Source organism: Micromonospora sp. NPDC004540, assembly GCF_040610095.1.
In the GTDB taxonomy this organism is placed as follows: Bacteria; Actinomycetota; Actinomycetes; order Mycobacteriales; family Micromonosporaceae; genus Micromonospora.
In genome coordinates this window covers 44,291-59,547 of sequence record NZ_JBEXLR010000021.1, presented here as the reverse complement: position 1 = coordinate 59,547, position 15,257 = coordinate 44,291, and the positions used below count along the sequence as shown (strand labels likewise).

Sequence of the window (15,257 nt, the reverse complement as noted above, 5' to 3'; positions counted from 1 at the left end):
GGCCGGTCAGGCGGCCGGCGGTAGCACCTTCGCCACCAGCTTGGCCAGCTCGCGCAGCGCCTTGCCGCGGTGGCTGACGGCGTCCTTCTCCTCCGGGGTCAGCTCGGCGTTGGTCCGCTCCTGCCCGTCGCCCAGGAAGATCGGGTCGTAACCGAAGCCGCCGTCGCCGCGCGGCGTGCGCAGCAGCCGGCCGGACTGCCGGCCGTCGACCAGGTGCTCCTTGCCGCTCGGCAGCACCAGCGCCACCGTGCAGACGAAGGCGGCACCCCGGTGCTCGTCCGGCAGGTCGGCGATCTGGTCCAGCACGAGCTGGAGGTTGGCGTGGTCGTCGCCGTGGCTGCCGGCCCAGCGGGCGCTGAACACGCCCGGCATGCCGTTGAGCGCGTCCACCGCCAGGCCGGAGTCGTCGGCGATGGTGGGCAGGCCGGTCCGCCGGCAGCCCTCCCGGGCCTTGATCAGCGCGTTCTCGCCGAAGGTCAGGCCGGACTCGGGCAGCTCCGGGTATTCCTCGACGTCGTCCAGGCCGAGCAGGGCGATCCGGTGGGCGCCGAGCGCGCCGTCGAGGATCCGCTGGAGCTCGACGAGCTTCTTCCGGTTGCGGGTGGCCAGGAGCACGGTGTTCATGAGAGCGCCTTCCGCTGCGCGTCGGCCAGTTCCAGGCAGCCCGCCACGCCCAGGTCGAGCAGGGCGTCGAGCTGCTCCCGGGCGAAGACGCCGGCCTCGCCCGTCCCCTGCACCTCGACGAAGTCACCCGTCCCGGTGCAGACCACGTTCATGTCGACCTCGGCCGCCACGTCCTCCTCGTAGCAGAGGTCGAGTCGCGGCTCGCCGGCGATGATGCCGACGCTGACCGCCGCCACCGACCGGTGCATCACCTTCTCCACCCGGCCGGCCAGGGCCTTGCGCTCGGCGAGCCAGGTCACGGCGTCGTGCAGCGCCACGTACGCGCCGGTGATGGCGGCCGTCCGGGTGCCGCCGTCGGCCTGGAGCACGTCGCAGTCGAGCACCACCGAGTTCTCGCCGAGCGCCTTGAGGTCGACGCAGGCCCGCAGGCTGCGGCCGATCAGCCGGGAGATCTCGTGGGTCCGGCCGCCGACCCGGCCCTTGACGCTCTCCCGGTCGGAGCGGGTGTTGGTGGCCCGGGGCAGCATCGCGTACTCGGCGGTCACCCAGCCGAGCCCGGAGCCCTTGCGCCAGCGGGGCACGCCCTCGGTCACGCTCGCCGTGCAGAGCACCCGGGTCGCGCCGAACTCGACGAGCACCGAGCCCTCCGGGTGGGTGCTCCAGCCCCGGGTCAGGGTCACCGGTCGGAGTTGGTCGGGCCGCCGCCCGTCAGGTCGCGCCATGCCTGCACCTTATGCGGTGCCGTGATCGAACCTGCCCCGGGTGCCCGGGAAGCCGGTCAGCCGGCCGCCGGCACCGGACCGGCGTCGACGCCGTGCGCCCGGAGGAAACCGGCCACCGCGGCCGGCCAGCCGAACTCCTCGGCCCGGGCCCGGGCGGCGGCCCGGCGGTCCGCCTCGGGACGGTCCAGCAGCCGGACCACGGCCGCGGCGAGCGCCGCCGGGGTGCCGTAGGCGGCGAGCCCGCCCGGGCCGATCACCTCGGGCAGCGCGCTGGCCGCGTTCGCCACCACCGGCGTGCCGCAGGCCAGGGCCTCCAGGCCGGCCAGGCCGAAGGTCTCCACCGGCCCGGGGGCCAGCACCACGTCCGCGGTGGCGAGCAGCGCCGCCAGCGCCGCCCGGTCCGGCAGGAAGCCGGTGAAGTGCACCGGCAGGCCCGCCGCGCGCCGGGCCAGCGCCGGCCGCAGCGGCCCGTCGCCGGCCAGCACCAGCACCGCGGGTACGCCGGCGCGACGCAACCGGGCGAGCGCGGCCACCGCCAGCTCGGGGCGCTTCTCCACCGACAGCCGGGCGCAGTGCACCAGCAGCACCTCGGTGTGGTCGGCGTACCGCTCGCGCAGCACCGGGTCGGCGCGGCGGGGATGGAAGGTGGCCAGGTCGACGCCGAGCGGCACCAGGTCCACCGGCGGCCCGTCCAGCCGGGCGAACTCCTCGGCCGCCCAGCGGGTGGTGCAGACGACCCGGTCGTAGCGGCGCAGGGTCTCCCGGTTGAGCCGGTCGGCGGCCCGCCGGGCCACCCCGGTCGGCAGCCGCCACTGGCCGAGCAGCCCGGTCAGGCTCTCGTGGGAGACCATGAGCGAGCGCACCCCGTGCTCGCGGGCCCACCGCCCGGTCCAGCGCAGGGTGCTCCGGTCGGAGACCTCCAGCCGGTCGGGGGCCAGGTCGGCGAGGAGCCGGGCCAACCCCCGGCGGTCGGCCAGCACCCGGTAGCCGCCGGTGCCCGGCAGCTCCGGCCCGGGCAGGGTGATCTCCCGGCCCCACGGCCGGCGGGTGTCGCCGTACCGCTCGCCGGGGATCACCAGCACCGGCTCCTGGCCGGCGGCCAGGTAACCCGTGCCGAGGTGGCGCAGCGCGGTCCGCAGCCCGCCCGAGCGGCCGGTCACGAAGTTCGCCACCCGGACGATCCGGGCCGGGTGGGCGGCCGGCCCGGTCACGCCGCGAGCCGGCCGGCCAGCGGGGCGCCGGCCAGCACGGCCTCGTAGTGCCCGATCAGCTCGTCGCCGACGGCCCGCCAGCTACGCCGGCTGACCGCCGCCCGGGCGGCCGCGCCGTACCGGGCCCGGCGCGCCGGGTCGGCTGCCAGCTCGGCCACGGCGGCGGCCAGCGCGTCGCCGTCGCCCGGCGGCACCAGCAGCCCGGTGACACCCGACTCGACGAGGTCGACCGGGCCGCCGCTGGCTGGCGCCACCACCGGCACGCCGCTGGCCGCGGCCTCCTGGAGGGTCTGCCCGAACGTCTCGTGCGGTCCGGTGTGGACGAACACGTCGAGGTTGGCGTAGAGCCGGGCCAGCGCCTCGCCCTGCTGGACGCCGAGGAACCGCACCCCGGGCAGGGCCCGCTCGAGCTGGCGGCGGGCCGGTCCGTCGCCGGCCACCACGACCCGTACGCCCGGCAGCCCGGCGGTCGCGGCCAGCAGGTCCACCCGCTTCTCCGGGGCCAGCCGCCCCACGTAGCCGACGAGCAGTTCGCCGCCGGGGGCCAGGGTCTGGCGGAGCCGGTCATCGCGCCGCTCCGGGTGGAACCGCTCCGCGTCGACGCCGCGCCGCCACAGCCAGATCCGCTGGACCCCGTTCGCAATCAGGTCGGCGGCGGCCCGGGTCGACGGGGCCAGGGTCCGCTGCGCCGAGTTGTGGATCTCGCGGAGCCGGCGCCAGGCGGCCGCCTCACCCCAGCCCACCCGGTACGCCCGCGCGTAGGCGGCCACGTCGGTCTGGTAGACCGCGACGGTGGGCAGGTCGTGCCGGGCGGCCAGGGCGGCGCCCGCCGCGCCCAGCACGAACGGGCTGGCCAGGTGGACGACGTCCGGCCGGTGGCCGAGCAGCGCGCCGGCCAGCCCGGCGCCCGGCACGCCGAGCCGGAAGCCGTGGTAGCGGGGCACCGGCAGGCTGGGGATCCGCACCACCGGGTACGCGTGCCCGTCCACCTCGCGGCGCCGGCCGCCGGCCGGGGCGGGCGCGATGACCAGCGGCTCGTGTCCGCGCGCCACCAGGTGTTCGGCGGCCCGGAGGACGGAGTGCGCCACGCCGTTGACGTCCGGCGGGAACGACTCGGTCACGATGGCGATCCGCATGGCCCGAGGATGCGGGCCGGACGGGTGCGCCAGGCGACCGGACGCTGACCGGCCGGCGAACACTGCGGCAACGCGGCGCGCCGACCGGCGTGGTCAGACCTCGTAGGAGGCGCCGGCGCGGACCACCTCGAGCGGCCCGGTGTAGGCCCCGGCCGCTGACTCCACGGTGTGCGACTCGCTGCCCCAGGCGGGGACGAGGTGGGTGAGCAGCAGCCGGCCCACCCCCGCCTTGGTGGCCGCCTCGCCGGCCTCCCGGCCGGTCAGGTGCAGATCCGGCGGGTTCTCCACCCCGTCGAGGTAGCTGGCCTCGCAGAGGAACAGGTCGGCGCCCTGGGCCAGGCGCAGCAGCGCGTCGCAGGGTGCGGTGTCCGAGGAGTAGCAGAACACCCGGCCGCCCTGCTCCAGCCGCACCCCGTACGTCTCGACCGGGTGGTTCATCCGGTCGACGGTGACCGTGAACGGGCCGATCGGGAAGGTGCCCGGCTGGAGGCCGTAGAACTGGTAGACGTCCTCGACCGTGCTGTCCTCCTGCCCGTAGGCGCTGGCCAGCCGGTCCGGCGCGCCGGAGGGGGCGTACATCGGCAGGGGCGGGTACGGGCCGTCCGGGGCGTACCGGCGCACCACCACGTAGGTGACCGCGTCGAGCATGTGGTCGCAGTGCAGGTGGGTCAGGAGGATGGCGTCCGGGGCGTGCAGCCCGACGTAGCGCTGGAGGGTGGAGAGCGACCCCGAGCCGAAGTCGATCAGGAGCCGAAACCCCTCGGCCTCCAGCAGGTAGGCGGAGCAGGGAGACTCGGGCCCGGGAAAGCTGCCGGCGCAGCCGAGGACGGTCAGTCGCATCCGGTCGCCTCGATCTCACGCTCGGTAGTCGACACGCCGGCGGTCGCCCCGCCGATGATCTCTACCGACGCGTTCACCACGCTGCGCAGCCTACGCGTCGGCCCGGTCGGGCAAGAATCAACTGCCGGAAGTTGTCATCAACGTGACACCCGCACGCGTCCGGTCCCGGGAGGTGACGGTCGGTTCGGTCCAGGGCGGGCGCAGACCGAACCGACCACCGGGCCGTCAGGCCCAGAGCTGGCCCTCCAGGGCGTCCTCGGCGTCGGTCAGGGTGCCGCCGTACGCCCCGGTCGACAGGTACTTCCAGCCGCCGTCGGCGACCACGAAGGCCACGTCGGCGCGGCGGCCGTCGCGGACCGCCTCGTGCGCCACCGCGAGGGCGGCGTGCAGGATCGCCCCGGTGGAGAAACCGGCGAAGATCCCCTCCACCTCGACGAGCTGCCGGGTCCGCAGCACCGCGTCCCGGGTGCCCACCGAGAAACGCCGGGAGAGCACGCTGGCGTCGTAGAGCTCAGGAACGTAGCCCTCGTCGATGTTGCGCAGCCCGTAGACCAGCTCGCCGTAGCGGGGCTCGGCGGCGACGACCTGGATGCCGTCGACCTTCTCCCGCAGGTAGCGCCCGGCGCCCATGAGGGTGCCGGTGGTGCCCAGCCCGGCCACGAAGTGGGTGATGGTCGGCAGGTCGTGCAGCAGCTCCGGCCCGGTCGTCTCGTAGTGCGCCCGGGCGTTCGCCTCGTTGCCGTACTGGTAGAGCATCACCCAGTCCGGGTGCTCCGCGGCGATCTGCTTGGCGGTGGCGACGGCCTGGTTCGAACCGCCCGCGGCCGGCGAGAAGATGATCTCCGCGCCGTACATCCGGAGCAGCTGGATCCGCTCGGTGGAGACGTTCTCCGGCATCACGCAGACCAGCCGGTAGCCGCGCAGCTTGGCCACCATGGCCAGCGAGATGCCGGTGTTGCCGCTGGTCGGCTCCAGGATGGTGTCGCCAGGGCGGAGCCGGCCGGCCTCCTCGGCCGCGCGGACCATGAACAGGGCCGCCCGGTCCTTGATGCTGCCGGTCGGGTTCCGGTCCTCCAGCTTCGCCCAGAGCCGCACCGGCGGCGCCCCGTCGGGCACCGTCGGCGAGAGCCGGGGCAGCCCGACCAAGGGCGTGCCGCCGCAGGCGTCGAGCAGGCTGTCGTACCGCGCCATGGCCGCCCGCCCTCAGCGGGCGGCGACGGCCGCGCGGTGACCGGCGATCGCGGCGGCGGCCGCGAAGCCGAACGCGCCACCGGCCACGGCCGGCAGGATGGTGACGCTGTCGCCGTCGTTGAGCTTGGCGTCGAGCGCGCCGAGGAAGCGGACGTCCTCGTCGTTGACGTAGACGTTGACGAACCGGTGCAGCGCGCCGGCGTCGGTGACCAGCCGGGCCCGCAGGCCGGCGTGCCGGGAGTCCAGGTCGGCGAGCAGGTCGCCCAGGGTGTCGCCGCTGCCCTCGACGACCTTCGCGCCGCCGGTGTAGCTGCGCAGGATGGTGGGGATGCGAACCTCGATGGCCATGATGTCTCGTGCTCCTTGTTCGGGTCGTGCCAGGTGACGGGAAGAAGAAAAGGTGTGCCGGCGCTGGAGAATCAGCGGTCGGAACACTCGTAGTCGACCGTCGCCGGGCTCTGCCCGAACATGTAGGACTGGACGGCGTGCGGGTCCACGGCGGCCACGATCTCGACCGGCTCCTCGGTGACCACGCCGTCGACGATCCGGAAGGAGCGGATCTCCTCGGTGTGGGGCTCGCGGGTCGAGACGAGCAGGTAGTGCGCTCCCGGCTCCCCGGCGAAGGAGACGTCCGTGCGGGACGGGTAGGCCTCCGTCGCGGTGTGCGAGTGGTAGATGACGACCGGCTCCTCGTCGCGGTCGTCCATCTCCCGCCAGACCCGCAACTGCTCCATCGAGTCGAACTCGTAGAAGGTCATGGAGCGGGCGGCGTTGTCCATCGGGATGTGCCGGGTCGGGGTGTCGCTGCCGGCGGGACCGGCGACCACGCCGCACGCCTCGTCCGGGTGGTCCCGACGCGCGTGGGCGACGATCGCGTCGATGATCGACCGGTCGATGCTCAGCACGCCGCCCAGCCTAGCGCCTGGCGGTCCGAGGCCGCGAGGTGGCGGCCGTCACGGCTCAGTCGATCAGGGCGTTGAGCAGGGATTCCTGGAGGTAACCCAGGTAGGCGTAGACCGACAGTTGGAACACCCGCGACGAGGTGGGGTCCTCGGCGACCGCGTCGTCCAGCTCCTCGCCCAGGTCGGTGCCGTCCTTGATCTCCAGCCGGACGCCCATGGCCAGCCGGGCGTCGTTGAGCGCGCGCAGCCACGCCTCGGCCGCCTCCGCGTCCAGCCGCACCTCGCCGCCGGCCTCGCCGTCGGGCAGCCCGGCGAGGATCGCCCCGGCCTGGTCGATCTTGCCGGTCTTGAGGTCGCCCTCGGTGTAGCGGCGGAACTCCGCGCTGCCCGCGGCGTCGTCCGGGTAGACCTCGGGGAAGAGCCGCCCGACCACCGGGTCGCCGTGGTCGAAGCCGTCGGTGAGCAGGCCGACCACCTCGGAGGCGACCTTGCGCAGCACCCGGACCTCGTCCACCGCGAAGGTGGCCACGTAGCGGTCGCCCTCGCGACGGAACATGCTCATGACCGGTCCACCGTCGCCCAGAGGCCGTACGCGTGCAGCTGCGACGCGTCGTGCTCCATCCGCTCCCGGGCGCCGCTGGAGACGACCGCCTTGCCCTTGTGGTGCACATCCAGCATGAGCTGCTCGGCCTTCTCCCGGCTGTATCCGAAGAGCTTCTGGAACACCCAGGTCACGTACGTCATCAGGTTGACCGGATCGTCCCAGACGATGGTCACCCACGGCCGGTCGGAGACCGGCACCTCTTCGGTGTCCGGCGTCTCGACCGGCGCAACCTGTGGAGCCGCCATGCCCCCCATCGTGCCACCGGATCCGGGGAACCGATGAACCGGAACGGCGCGGCGGTCGGGATCACCCGCCCGGGCCGCGTGCGCCGACCCGGGTGGCCGTGCGGCGGCCCCCACCTCAGGCGAGCAGGATGCCGTGATCGAGAGCATCGGTGAGGACCGCGCCCAGCGAGAGGCGGATCACCTCGAAGCGACGGGACACCTGGCGGGACAGCTCCAGCTCCACCTCGCGCAGCGCCCGCTGAGCCCAGGAGCGGGCGGCGTTCGGGTCGGCGTTGGCGGGGACCCGCCAGTGCTGCCAGCACCCGCCGTTGAGGGCCACGCCGACGGGCGGGAGCGCCTCGTCGCGCTCGGCGTCCGGGTAGCCGGCCAGCGCGTCGAGCGCGCCGGCGCCGGCCAGCCCGGCCACCCCGGCGGTGCTGGTGACCAGGAGCACGCGGTCCAGCTCCCGGCCGTCCGGGTGGTCGGCCAGGCCCCAGCGGACGGCGTGCACGATCCGCCGGCGTACCCCCTCGGCGAGCGGCGCGCCGAAGACCCGGGCGGCCGCCTCGTCGACGATGCCCCGGACCGCCTCGTCGCACTGCGCGGTGGCGAGCAGCGACAGCGCCTCCATCTCGCGGTCGAGCAGCTGCGGCAGGCCGGCGCAGCCCACCCCGAAGACGATCTCCTGCACCACCCGGAGGTGGACGTTGGCCAACTCCAGGGCGAGGTGCTGGCGGATCCGCTGGGCGCACGAGCGGGCCTGGCGGTCGATCCGGTCGGTGAGGTCGGCCGGCTCGGCGCCGGCCACCACGGGCACCCGGCCGTGCGCGCCGGGCGGCTCGGGCGGGCGGGAACTGGCCCGGCGCAGCCCCTCGTCGGCGGCCCAGCCGACCAGCGCGCGGCGCAGCACCGAGTGCTCGCCCTGGCGGGCCGGGAACCAGCCGGCCGGGGCGAGCGCGGGCACCGCGGCCAGCAGCGCGGCCCGGTGCGCCGCGACGGAGACGTCCACCGGGTCGTAGCCGCGGGCGGCGGGGCCGGGCGGGCCGGATCGGCCGGCCGACGACCCGGACGCCCCCGTGTCGTCCGTCGTCGTGCCGTCCGCCGGCGCCGCCCAGCCGGCCACGCCGGGGGTGACGGCGAAGAACACCTCGACCCGGGTGCGCGCCACCTCGGAAAGCAGGTGCAGCTCGGCCGCGCTGAACGCCTGGTCGGCGGAGATCACGAAGAGCAGGGCTCCGGCCCGCCCCGCCGCGTCGAGCAGCACGCGGCCGCCGGCCACGCCGAGGGAACCGGTGTCCGGCGTGTCCAGCACGGCGAAGTGCCGCAGCAGCGGGTCCGGCAGGCTCAGCTCCACCCGGCGCGGCGGGCGGGCCAGCGCCGGGCCGGCGGCGAGCGGGTCGGCGCCGTAGGAGTGCGGCTGGCGGTAGCCCGGCACGTAGGCGGCCCGGGTGGACGCCTTGGCGTGGTGGACGAGAAGGTGGCTGCCGGCGGGCACGGCGAGCATCCCCGGGTCCAGCCCGAGCAGGCCGGCGAGCAGCTCGCGCCGGCCGGCGCCGGCCGGGCCGGTGACGACGACGGCCAGCGGCTCGTCCGGCCCCGGCTCCGTCACCCCGAGCCGGGTGGGCAACGGCGCGCAGCGGGGCGGCTCGGCCAGCTCGCCCGGTTCGGGCACGTCGACCGAGGGGAGTGGACCTGGCTTCATCAGGTGGTCTCCCGGTCAGGCGGCCGGGTTGCGGTCCGGTCGCGTGGAAATTCCCTGGTCGCAGGGGGGATGCCGGAAGAGTACGGCTGTCGCGGATCCGACACCGAACACATCCGATACTCACGAGTAATCGACAGATTACTCAACTTCGCTGCGTGACGGTGTACACGCGGACGGAACACCGTCTATATGCTGCACCGATGAGTCGGTGGGACTTCGTCGGCCGAACGGATGAACTCAACCGCCTGTTGTCGGCGGTCGGCGGTCCGGAGGGACGCGGGCTGTTCTTCAGCGGCAAAGCCGGGGTGGGCAAGAGCCGGCTGCTGCGCGAGGGGGTCGCCGCCCTCTCCACGGACCGCTACGCGATCTGGTCCGTCGCGGCCAGCGCCACCACCGCCGCCCTGCCGTTCGGCGGGCTGGTCCAGGTGCTCCCGGCCGCGCAGCCGCAGGGCCTCTCCCCCGCCGGCGTCCTGCGCTGGGCGGTCGACGTGCTCCAGGAGCAGGCCGCCGGCCGGCCGATCGTGCTGGCGATCGACGACGCGCACCTGCTCGACCCGCCGTCGGCGGCGCTGGCGCACCTCATCGCCCGCTCGGAGAACGCCACGGTGGTCGGCACGCTGCGCAACGGCGAGCAGATCCCGCTGCCGATCCGCGCTCTGTGGACCGACGACCTGGTCGACCTCGTCGAGCTGGAGCCGCTCGGCCCGAACGAGACCACCGGGCTGCTCGCCGCGATCCTCGGCGGGCCGGTCGACGCCGGCTCCTCCGAGCGGCTGTTCCGGCTCTCCGCCGGCAACCCGCTGCTGCTGCGCGAACTGGTGCTGGCCGCCTCCGGCGGCGACGAGCTGAGCCGGACGTACGGGATCTGGAAGTGGACCGGCCGCCTCGAACTGGCGCCCAGCCTCACCGACCTGATCGACACCCGGATCGGCCAGCTCACGCCGGGCGTGCGGGCGGTGGTCGAGCTGGTCGCGTTCGGCGAGCCGCTCGGCCTGCAACTGCTGGAGCAGGCGGTCGACCCGGCCGACGTGGAGGTCGCCGAGGAGCGTGGCCTGATCTCCATGGTGCGCGACGACCGGCGGCTGAACGTCCGCCTCGCCCACCCGCTCTACGGCGAGGTGATGCGCCGGCAGTGCCCGGTCAGCCGTACCCGCCGGCTCCAGGCCACCCTGGCCGGGCTGCTGGAACGGGTCGGCAAGCGGCGCCGCGACGACCTGCTGCGGGTCGCGGTGTGGCGGCTCGACTCCGGCACGGCGCAGGACCCGGCCCTGCTGCTCGACGCGGCCGCCCAGGCCTTCGGCCGGTACGACGTGCCGCTGGCCACCCGGCTCGCCCGGGCGGCGCTGGACGGCGGGGGCGGCTCGGACGCCGCCGAACTGCTCGCCACCATCCTCATGTTCGCGGACCGGCCGGAGGAGGCCGTCGAGGTCCTCGACCAGGTCGCCGGGGAGATCCAGGACGACCGGCGGCGCGGCCGCTGGCTGACCGCCCGGGGCATGGTCAGCTACTGGGGCCTCAGCCGGGAGTCCACCGTGGAGGAGATCGCCGCGCGGGCCGCCGAGCTGACCGACCCCGCCGACCGGGCCCGGGTCCGCGCCTTCGAGGCGATCATGCGGCTGCACCGGCTGGACACCGACGCCGCGGTCCGGCTGGCCCAGGCGGTGCTCGACCGGCCGGCCGCCCCGACGGCCGCGCGCGAGCTGGCCCGCAGCACCCTCGCGCACCTCCACGCCGCACAGGGGCAGTACCGGCGCAGCGCCACCGCCGTCGCCCGGGTGCAGGCCGAGGCGGCGTACTGGCGGGGCGACATGCCCTACCTCCAACTCGCCATGGAACTGGCCCGGGGCACCCGGCTGGCGCTCTCCGGCGACCTGGCCGGCATCGACGCGATCGTCGCCGACGAGTTCGCCGACCTGGCCGGCGCCGGTGACTTCCGGCTCGGCACCGGCTACCTGGCCATCCTCAAGGCGTACGCGGCGCGGCTGCGCGGGCGCGGCGACGAGGCGCTGAAGACCAGCCTCGGCGCCTGCGCCGTGCTCGCGACCAGCCGGGTCTACGCCGGCCTGGCGCACGCCGAGCGCGCCCAGGCGGCGGCGCTGCGCGGCGACGCGACGCACGCGGTGGAGGCGATGGCCGAGGCGGACCGGACCCACGCGCCCGGGATGGCCGTGCTCTACCCCTGGCTGGAGCAGGCCCGGGGCGCGGTGCACGCGGCGGCCGGCGACCTGCCGGCGGCCACCAAGCACCTCTGCGCGCTCGCCGACCGGCTGCGCGAGGACGGCCTGGCCGGGCACGAGCTGCTCGTGCTGCTCGACCTGGTCCGGTTCGACCAGGCCACCGCGGCGGTCGGGCCGACCTGCACCGACGGCGGCCGGCGGAGCGTGGCGCAGCGCGTGGCCGAGCTCTCCGAGCAGGTCGACGGGGTGCTGCCGCCGCTGGTCGCCCGGTACGCCCGCGCCAGCGTCGACGACTGCCCCGACGAACTGCTCGCCGTGGCCGACGGCTTCGCCGCCCGGGAGCTGACCGTCTACGCCGCCGAGGCGACCGCGATGGCGCTGCACCGGATGGGCCGCCGCCGGGCCGGAGCCGCGGGCCCCGCCCGGGAGCGCCTCGCCGACCTGCTCCGCCGCTGCGACGAGATGTCCACGCCGGCGCTGCGGCTGCTCCGCCCGACGCTCACCGAGCGCGAGTGGGAGGTCGCCCGGCTCGCTGCCGACGGCGTGACCAGCCGCACCATCGCCGAGCGGCTCTTCCTGTCCACCCGCACCGTGGAGAACCACCTCCAGCGGGTCTACAGCAAGCTCGGGGTGGCCGGCCGGACGGAGCTGCGGGCCGCGCTGCGGTCGATGCCGGGCCACGACGGCACGGATCCCGCCTGAACTCTAGGCTGAGGCGGTGAGCACCCTTCGCCCCGCGCTGCTGACCGACCACTACGAGCTGACCATGGTCAGCGCCGCCCTGCGGGACGGCACGGCCGATCGTCGCTGCGTCTTCGAGGTGTTCAGCCGGCGGCTGCCGGCCGGCCGCCGCTACGGCGTGGTCGCCGGCACCGGCCGGCTGATCGACCTGATCCGCGACTTCCGGTTCGACTCCGACGAGATCGAGTTCCTGCGCCGCACCGGCGTGGTGGACGACCGGGCCGCCCAGTGGCTGGCCGACTACCGCTTCAGCGGCGACGTCGACGGGTACGCCGAGGGCGAGCTGTTCTTCCCCGGCTCGCCGATCCTCACGGTCTCCGGCACCTTCGCCGAGTGCGTGGTGCTGGAGACGCTGGTGCTGTCGGTGCTCAACCACGACTGCGCGGTGGCCGCCGCGGCGGCCCGGATGGTCACCGCCGCCCGCGGCCGGGCGCTGATCGAGATGGGCTCCCGCCGGGCGCACGAGGGGGCCGCGGTGGCCGCCGCCCGGGCGGCCTACCTGGCCGGGTTCCGGTTCACCTCCAACCTGGCCGCCGGCCAGCGCTACGGCATCCCCACCGCCGGCACCGCCGCGCACGCCTTCACGCTGCTGCACGACGACGAGCAGGCGGCGTTCGCCTCGCAGGTCGCCACGCTGGGCAAGGACACCACGCTGCTGGTCGACACCTACGACATCAGCCAGGGCATCCGCAACGCCATCGCGGTGGCCGGGCCGGAGCTGCGGGCGGTCCGGATCGACTCGGGTGACCTCGCGGTGATCGCCCAGCAGTCCCGCGAGCTGCTCGACTCGCTCGGCGCCACCGAGACGAAGATCATCGTCTCCGGCGACCTCGACGAGTACGCGATCGCCTCGCTCGCCGCCGAGCCGGTCGACATGTACGGAGCGGGCACCGCCGTGGTGACCGGCTCGGGCGCGCCCACCGCCGGCCTGGTCTACAAGCTGGTCGAGGTGGAGGGGCGCCCGGTGGTCAAGCGCTCCGAGCACAAGGCCACCATCGGCGGCCGGAAGGTGGCCGTCCGCCGGCACAAGCCGACCGGCACCGCCACCGAGGAGGTCATCGTGCCGCAGGGGGTGCCGGACCGGCAGCCCAACGACCGCCTGCTCCAGCGCTCGTTCGTGGTCGAGGGCGAGCCGGTGGCGCTGCCCAGCCTCGACGAGTCCCGAGAGCACCTGCGGCAGTGCCTGATCTCCATCCCGTGGGAGGGGCTCAAGCTCTCCGGCGGCGACCCGGCCGTCCCGGTGACCGTCGTACCCGCGAGCTGAGAGGAGCGATCCGATGGCCAACGCCTTGATCGTCGTGGACGTGCAGAACGACTTCTGCGAGGGCGGCTCGCTGCCGGTGACCGGCGGGGCGGGCGTCGCGGCCGGCATCTCCCGGCTGCTCGCCGCCGAACCGCAGCGCTGGGACCACGTGGTCGCGACGAAGGACTACCACATCGACCCGGGCGCCCACTTCGGCGATCCGCCGGACTACGTCGACTCCTGGCCCCGGCACTGCGTGGTGGGCACCTCCGGCTCCGATTTCCACCCCGACCTGGTGACCGACCGGGTGGAGGTGATCTTCCACAAGGGCGAGCACGCGGCCGCGTACTCCGGTTTCGAGGGGCATGCCGACGACGGCGAGTGCCTGGCCGACTGGCTGCGCCGGCACGACGTCGACCGGGTCGACGTGGTCGGCATCGCCACCGACCACTGCGTCCGGGCCACCGCCCTGGACGCCGCCCAGGAGGGCTTCCGGACCACCGTGCTGCTGGACCTGACCGCCGCCGTCGCGCCCGACACGCTGGACGTGGCGCTGCGGGCACTCGACGGCGCCGGGGTCACCCTGGTCGGCGAACCTGTGATCAGGACCGCTTGAGCAGGTAATTGGTTGCGGCTGTCGTACCCCCGGTCGAGGATGGCGGCCGGAGGTACGGACCGTCGTGAACTTGAAGCCTTACCGGGAGGCACTCGCCCTGCCCGGTCTGCGGTCGTTGCTGCTGATCTCGGTGCTGGCGCGCATCCCGCTCACCGCGACCGGCGTGACGCTCACCTTCCACGTCGTGCTCGACCTCGGTCGCGGCTACGGCGCGGCCGGGCTCGTCGGCGCCGCCTCCACCGTCGGCGCCGCGCTCGGCTCCCCGCTGCTCGGCCGGCTGGTCGACCGGCGCGGGCTGCGCCCGGTGCTGCTGCTCACCACGGTCGCCGAGGGCGTCTTCTGGGCCAGCGCGCCGAGCTTGTCCTACCCTGTGCTGCTGCCCACCGCGTTCCTGGCCGGGCTGCTCGCCCTGCCGGTCTTCTCGGTGGTCCGCCAGTCGGTCGCCGCGCTGGTGCCGGCCGAGCGGCGCCGCCCCGCGTACGCCCTCGACTCGATGTCGGTGGAGCTCTCGTTCATGGTCGGCCCCGCGCTGGCCGTGGCCATGGCCGCCGCCGTGTCGCCCCGCCTCACCATGTGGGCGGTCGGCGCCGGGATCGTCGCCTCCGGCATCTGCTTCTGGCTGCTCGACCCGCCCACCCGCGCCGCCGACGAGCCGGCCGGTCCGGCCCGCAAGGTGCCCCGGCGGGAGTGGCTCACCCCGCGGCTGCTCGCCGTGCTGGCGGTCAGCCTGGCCGCCACCCTGGTGCTCGGCGGCACCGACGTAGCGGTGGTTGCCGTGCTGCGCGAGGGCGGCGAGGTCGGCTGGACCGGCGCCGTCCTGGCCATGTGGGCGGTCGCCTCGCTGGTGGGTGGCTTCGCGTACGGGGCGGTCACCCGCTCGCTCTCCCCGCTGGCCCTGGTGGCGGCGCTGAGCCTGACCACCATCCCGGTCGGGCTGGGCGGGGCGCACTGGTGGCTGCTCTGCCTGGCGCTCGTCCCGGCCGGCGCCCTCTGCGCGCCCTCCATCGCCTCGACCTCCGACGCGGTGAGCCGGCTCGCCCCGGCCGGCGTCCGCGGCGAGGCCATGGGCCTGCACGGCTCGGCCGTCACCGTCGGCATCGCGCTCGGCGCGCCGCTGGCCGGCGCGGTGATCGACGCCTCGGCGCCGGCTTGGGGGTTCGCGGTGACCGGCGCGATCGGCGTGCTGGTCGCCCTGGCCGTCCTGCCGATCGAACTCCGCCACCGCCGCGCCGCGGCTGCCACCACCACCCCCGAACCCGAACTCGCCCCCGCCCTCCCCTGACTCCCGCTCGCCAGCCGCGACGCGACCGGTTCCCACCACACG

15 protein-coding genes are annotated in these 15,257 nt (G+C 75.2%); 4 read left to right on the top strand and 11 right to left on the bottom strand.

All coding sequences use genetic code 11. The features are described 5' to 3' along the window. Positions 1–6: 6 nt before the first annotated feature. From rdgB to ABZV78_RS10420, 11 genes are all read right to left on the bottom strand, one after another. Complete coding sequence (rdgB, locus tag ABZV78_RS10470) at positions 7–624, bottom strand: RdgB/HAM1 family non-canonical purine NTP pyrophosphatase (RefSeq protein WP_355637312.1); 618 nt, start codon at positions 622–624, stop codon at positions 7–9. Continuing rightward, a complete protein-coding gene (rph, locus tag ABZV78_RS10465) occupies positions 621–1,346 on the bottom strand; it encodes a ribonuclease PH (protein ID WP_355637310.1) in 726 nt (241 codons plus the stop codon). The genes rdgB and rph overlap by 4 nt, the downstream gene beginning before the upstream one ends. Before the next feature lie 56 nt (positions 1,347–1,402). Next, positions 1,403–2,557, bottom strand: a complete 1,155-nt coding sequence (locus ABZV78_RS10460; RefSeq protein WP_355637308.1) for a glycosyltransferase — start codon at positions 2,555–2,557, stop codon at positions 1,403–1,405. Next, a complete protein-coding gene (locus tag ABZV78_RS10455) occupies positions 2,554–3,693 on the bottom strand; it encodes a glycosyltransferase family 1 protein (protein WP_355637306.1) in 1,140 nt (379 codons plus the stop codon). Before ABZV78_RS10455 ends, ABZV78_RS10460 begins: the two co-directional genes overlap by 4 nt. 93 nt (positions 3,694–3,786) lie before the next feature. Next, complete coding sequence (locus tag ABZV78_RS10450; RefSeq protein WP_355637304.1) at positions 3,787–4,533, bottom strand: MBL fold metallo-hydrolase; 747 nt, start codon at positions 4,531–4,533, stop codon at positions 3,787–3,789. Positions 4,534–4,758: 225 nt separating this feature from the next. After that, positions 4,759–5,724, bottom strand: a complete 966-nt coding sequence (locus ABZV78_RS10445; protein ID WP_355637302.1) for a pyridoxal-phosphate dependent enzyme — start codon at positions 5,722–5,724, stop codon at positions 4,759–4,761. Between the two features lie 12 nt (positions 5,725–5,736). Then, complete coding sequence (locus tag ABZV78_RS10440; RefSeq protein WP_254331931.1) at positions 5,737–6,072, bottom strand: MoaD family protein; 336 nt, start codon at positions 6,070–6,072, stop codon at positions 5,737–5,739. A gap of 71 nt (positions 6,073–6,143) precedes the next feature. Further along, complete coding sequence (locus tag ABZV78_RS10435; protein WP_355637300.1) at positions 6,144–6,629, bottom strand: M67 family metallopeptidase; 486 nt, start codon at positions 6,627–6,629, stop codon at positions 6,144–6,146. Positions 6,630–6,684: 55 nt separating this feature from the next. Further along, a complete protein-coding gene (locus tag ABZV78_RS10430) occupies positions 6,685–7,188 on the bottom strand; it encodes a DUF2017 domain-containing protein (protein WP_355637298.1) in 504 nt (167 codons plus the stop codon). After that, the gene (clpS, locus tag ABZV78_RS10425) at positions 7,185–7,475 is read right to left on the bottom strand and encodes an ATP-dependent Clp protease adapter ClpS (RefSeq protein WP_091269570.1); all 291 of its coding nucleotides are present in this window, start codon (positions 7,473–7,475) and stop codon (positions 7,185–7,187) included. Before clpS ends, ABZV78_RS10430 begins: the two co-directional genes overlap by 4 nt. Positions 7,476–7,590: 115 nt before the next feature. Next, a complete protein-coding gene (locus ABZV78_RS10420; RefSeq protein WP_355637296.1) occupies positions 7,591–9,156 on the bottom strand; it encodes a hypothetical protein in 1,566 nt (521 codons plus the stop codon). A 200-nt stretch (positions 9,157–9,356) separates the two neighbouring features. On the opposite strand from ABZV78_RS10420, the gene ABZV78_RS10415 reads away from it, so the two are divergent. The 4 genes from ABZV78_RS10415 to ABZV78_RS10400 all read left to right on the top strand — a co-directional run bounded on the left by ABZV78_RS10415 (position 9,357) and on the right by ABZV78_RS10400 (position 15,215). Then, complete coding sequence (locus tag ABZV78_RS10415; protein ID WP_355637294.1) at positions 9,357–12,035, top strand: LuxR C-terminal-related transcriptional regulator; 2,679 nt, start codon at positions 9,357–9,359, stop codon at positions 12,033–12,035. Positions 12,036–12,051: 16 nt separating this feature from the next. Then, positions 12,052–13,338: a nicotinate phosphoribosyltransferase gene (locus ABZV78_RS10410; RefSeq protein ID WP_355637292.1), complete on the top strand. Its 1,287-nt coding sequence runs from the start codon at positions 12,052–12,054 to the stop codon at positions 13,336–13,338. A gap of 13 nt (positions 13,339–13,351) precedes the next feature. Further along, on the top strand, positions 13,352–13,933 hold the full coding sequence (locus ABZV78_RS10405) for an isochorismatase family protein (protein ID WP_355637290.1): 582 nt from the start codon (positions 13,352–13,354) through the stop codon (positions 13,931–13,933). 64 nt (positions 13,934–13,997) lie between these two features. Next, complete coding sequence (locus ABZV78_RS10400; protein WP_355637288.1) at positions 13,998–15,215, top strand: MFS transporter; 1,218 nt, start codon at positions 13,998–14,000, stop codon at positions 15,213–15,215. Positions 15,216–15,257 lie beyond the last annotated feature (42 nt).

Excerpts from the sequence above, each read along its gene's own strand:
- clpS (WP_091269570.1), bottom strand. The coding sequence starts at position 7,475 with ATGGCGGCTCCACAGGTTGCGCCGGTCGAGACGCCGGACACCGAAGAG.
- ABZV78_RS10415 (WP_355637294.1), top strand. The coding sequence starts at position 9,357 with ATGAGTCGGTGGGACTTCGTCGGCCGAACGGATGAACTCAACCGCCTG.
- ABZV78_RS10405 (WP_355637290.1), top strand. The coding sequence starts at position 13,352 with ATGGCCAACGCCTTGATCGTCGTGGACGTGCAGAACGACTTCTGCGAG.
- ABZV78_RS10455 (WP_355637306.1), bottom strand. The coding sequence starts at position 3,693 with ATGCGGATCGCCATCGTGACCGAGTCGTTCCCGCCGGACGTCAACGGC.
- ABZV78_RS10445 (WP_355637302.1), bottom strand. The coding sequence starts at position 5,724 with ATGGCGCGGTACGACAGCCTGCTCGACGCCTGCGGCGGCACGCCCTTG.
- ABZV78_RS10430 (WP_355637298.1), bottom strand. The coding sequence starts at position 7,188 with ATGAGCATGTTCCGTCGCGAGGGCGACCGCTACGTGGCCACCTTCGCG.
- rdgB (WP_355637312.1), bottom strand. The coding sequence starts at position 624 with ATGAACACCGTGCTCCTGGCCACCCGCAACCGGAAGAAGCTCGTCGAG.
- rph (WP_355637310.1), bottom strand. The coding sequence starts at position 1,346 with ATGGCGCGACCTGACGGGCGGCGGCCCGACCAACTCCGACCGGTGACC.
- ABZV78_RS10420 (WP_355637296.1), bottom strand. The coding sequence starts at position 9,156 with ATGAAGCCAGGTCCACTCCCCTCGGTCGACGTGCCCGAACCGGGCGAG.
- ABZV78_RS10450 (WP_355637304.1), bottom strand. The coding sequence starts at position 4,533 with ATGCGACTGACCGTCCTCGGCTGCGCCGGCAGCTTTCCCGGGCCCGAG.
- ABZV78_RS10440 (WP_254331931.1), bottom strand. The coding sequence starts at position 6,072 with ATGGCCATCGAGGTTCGCATCCCCACCATCCTGCGCAGCTACACCGGC.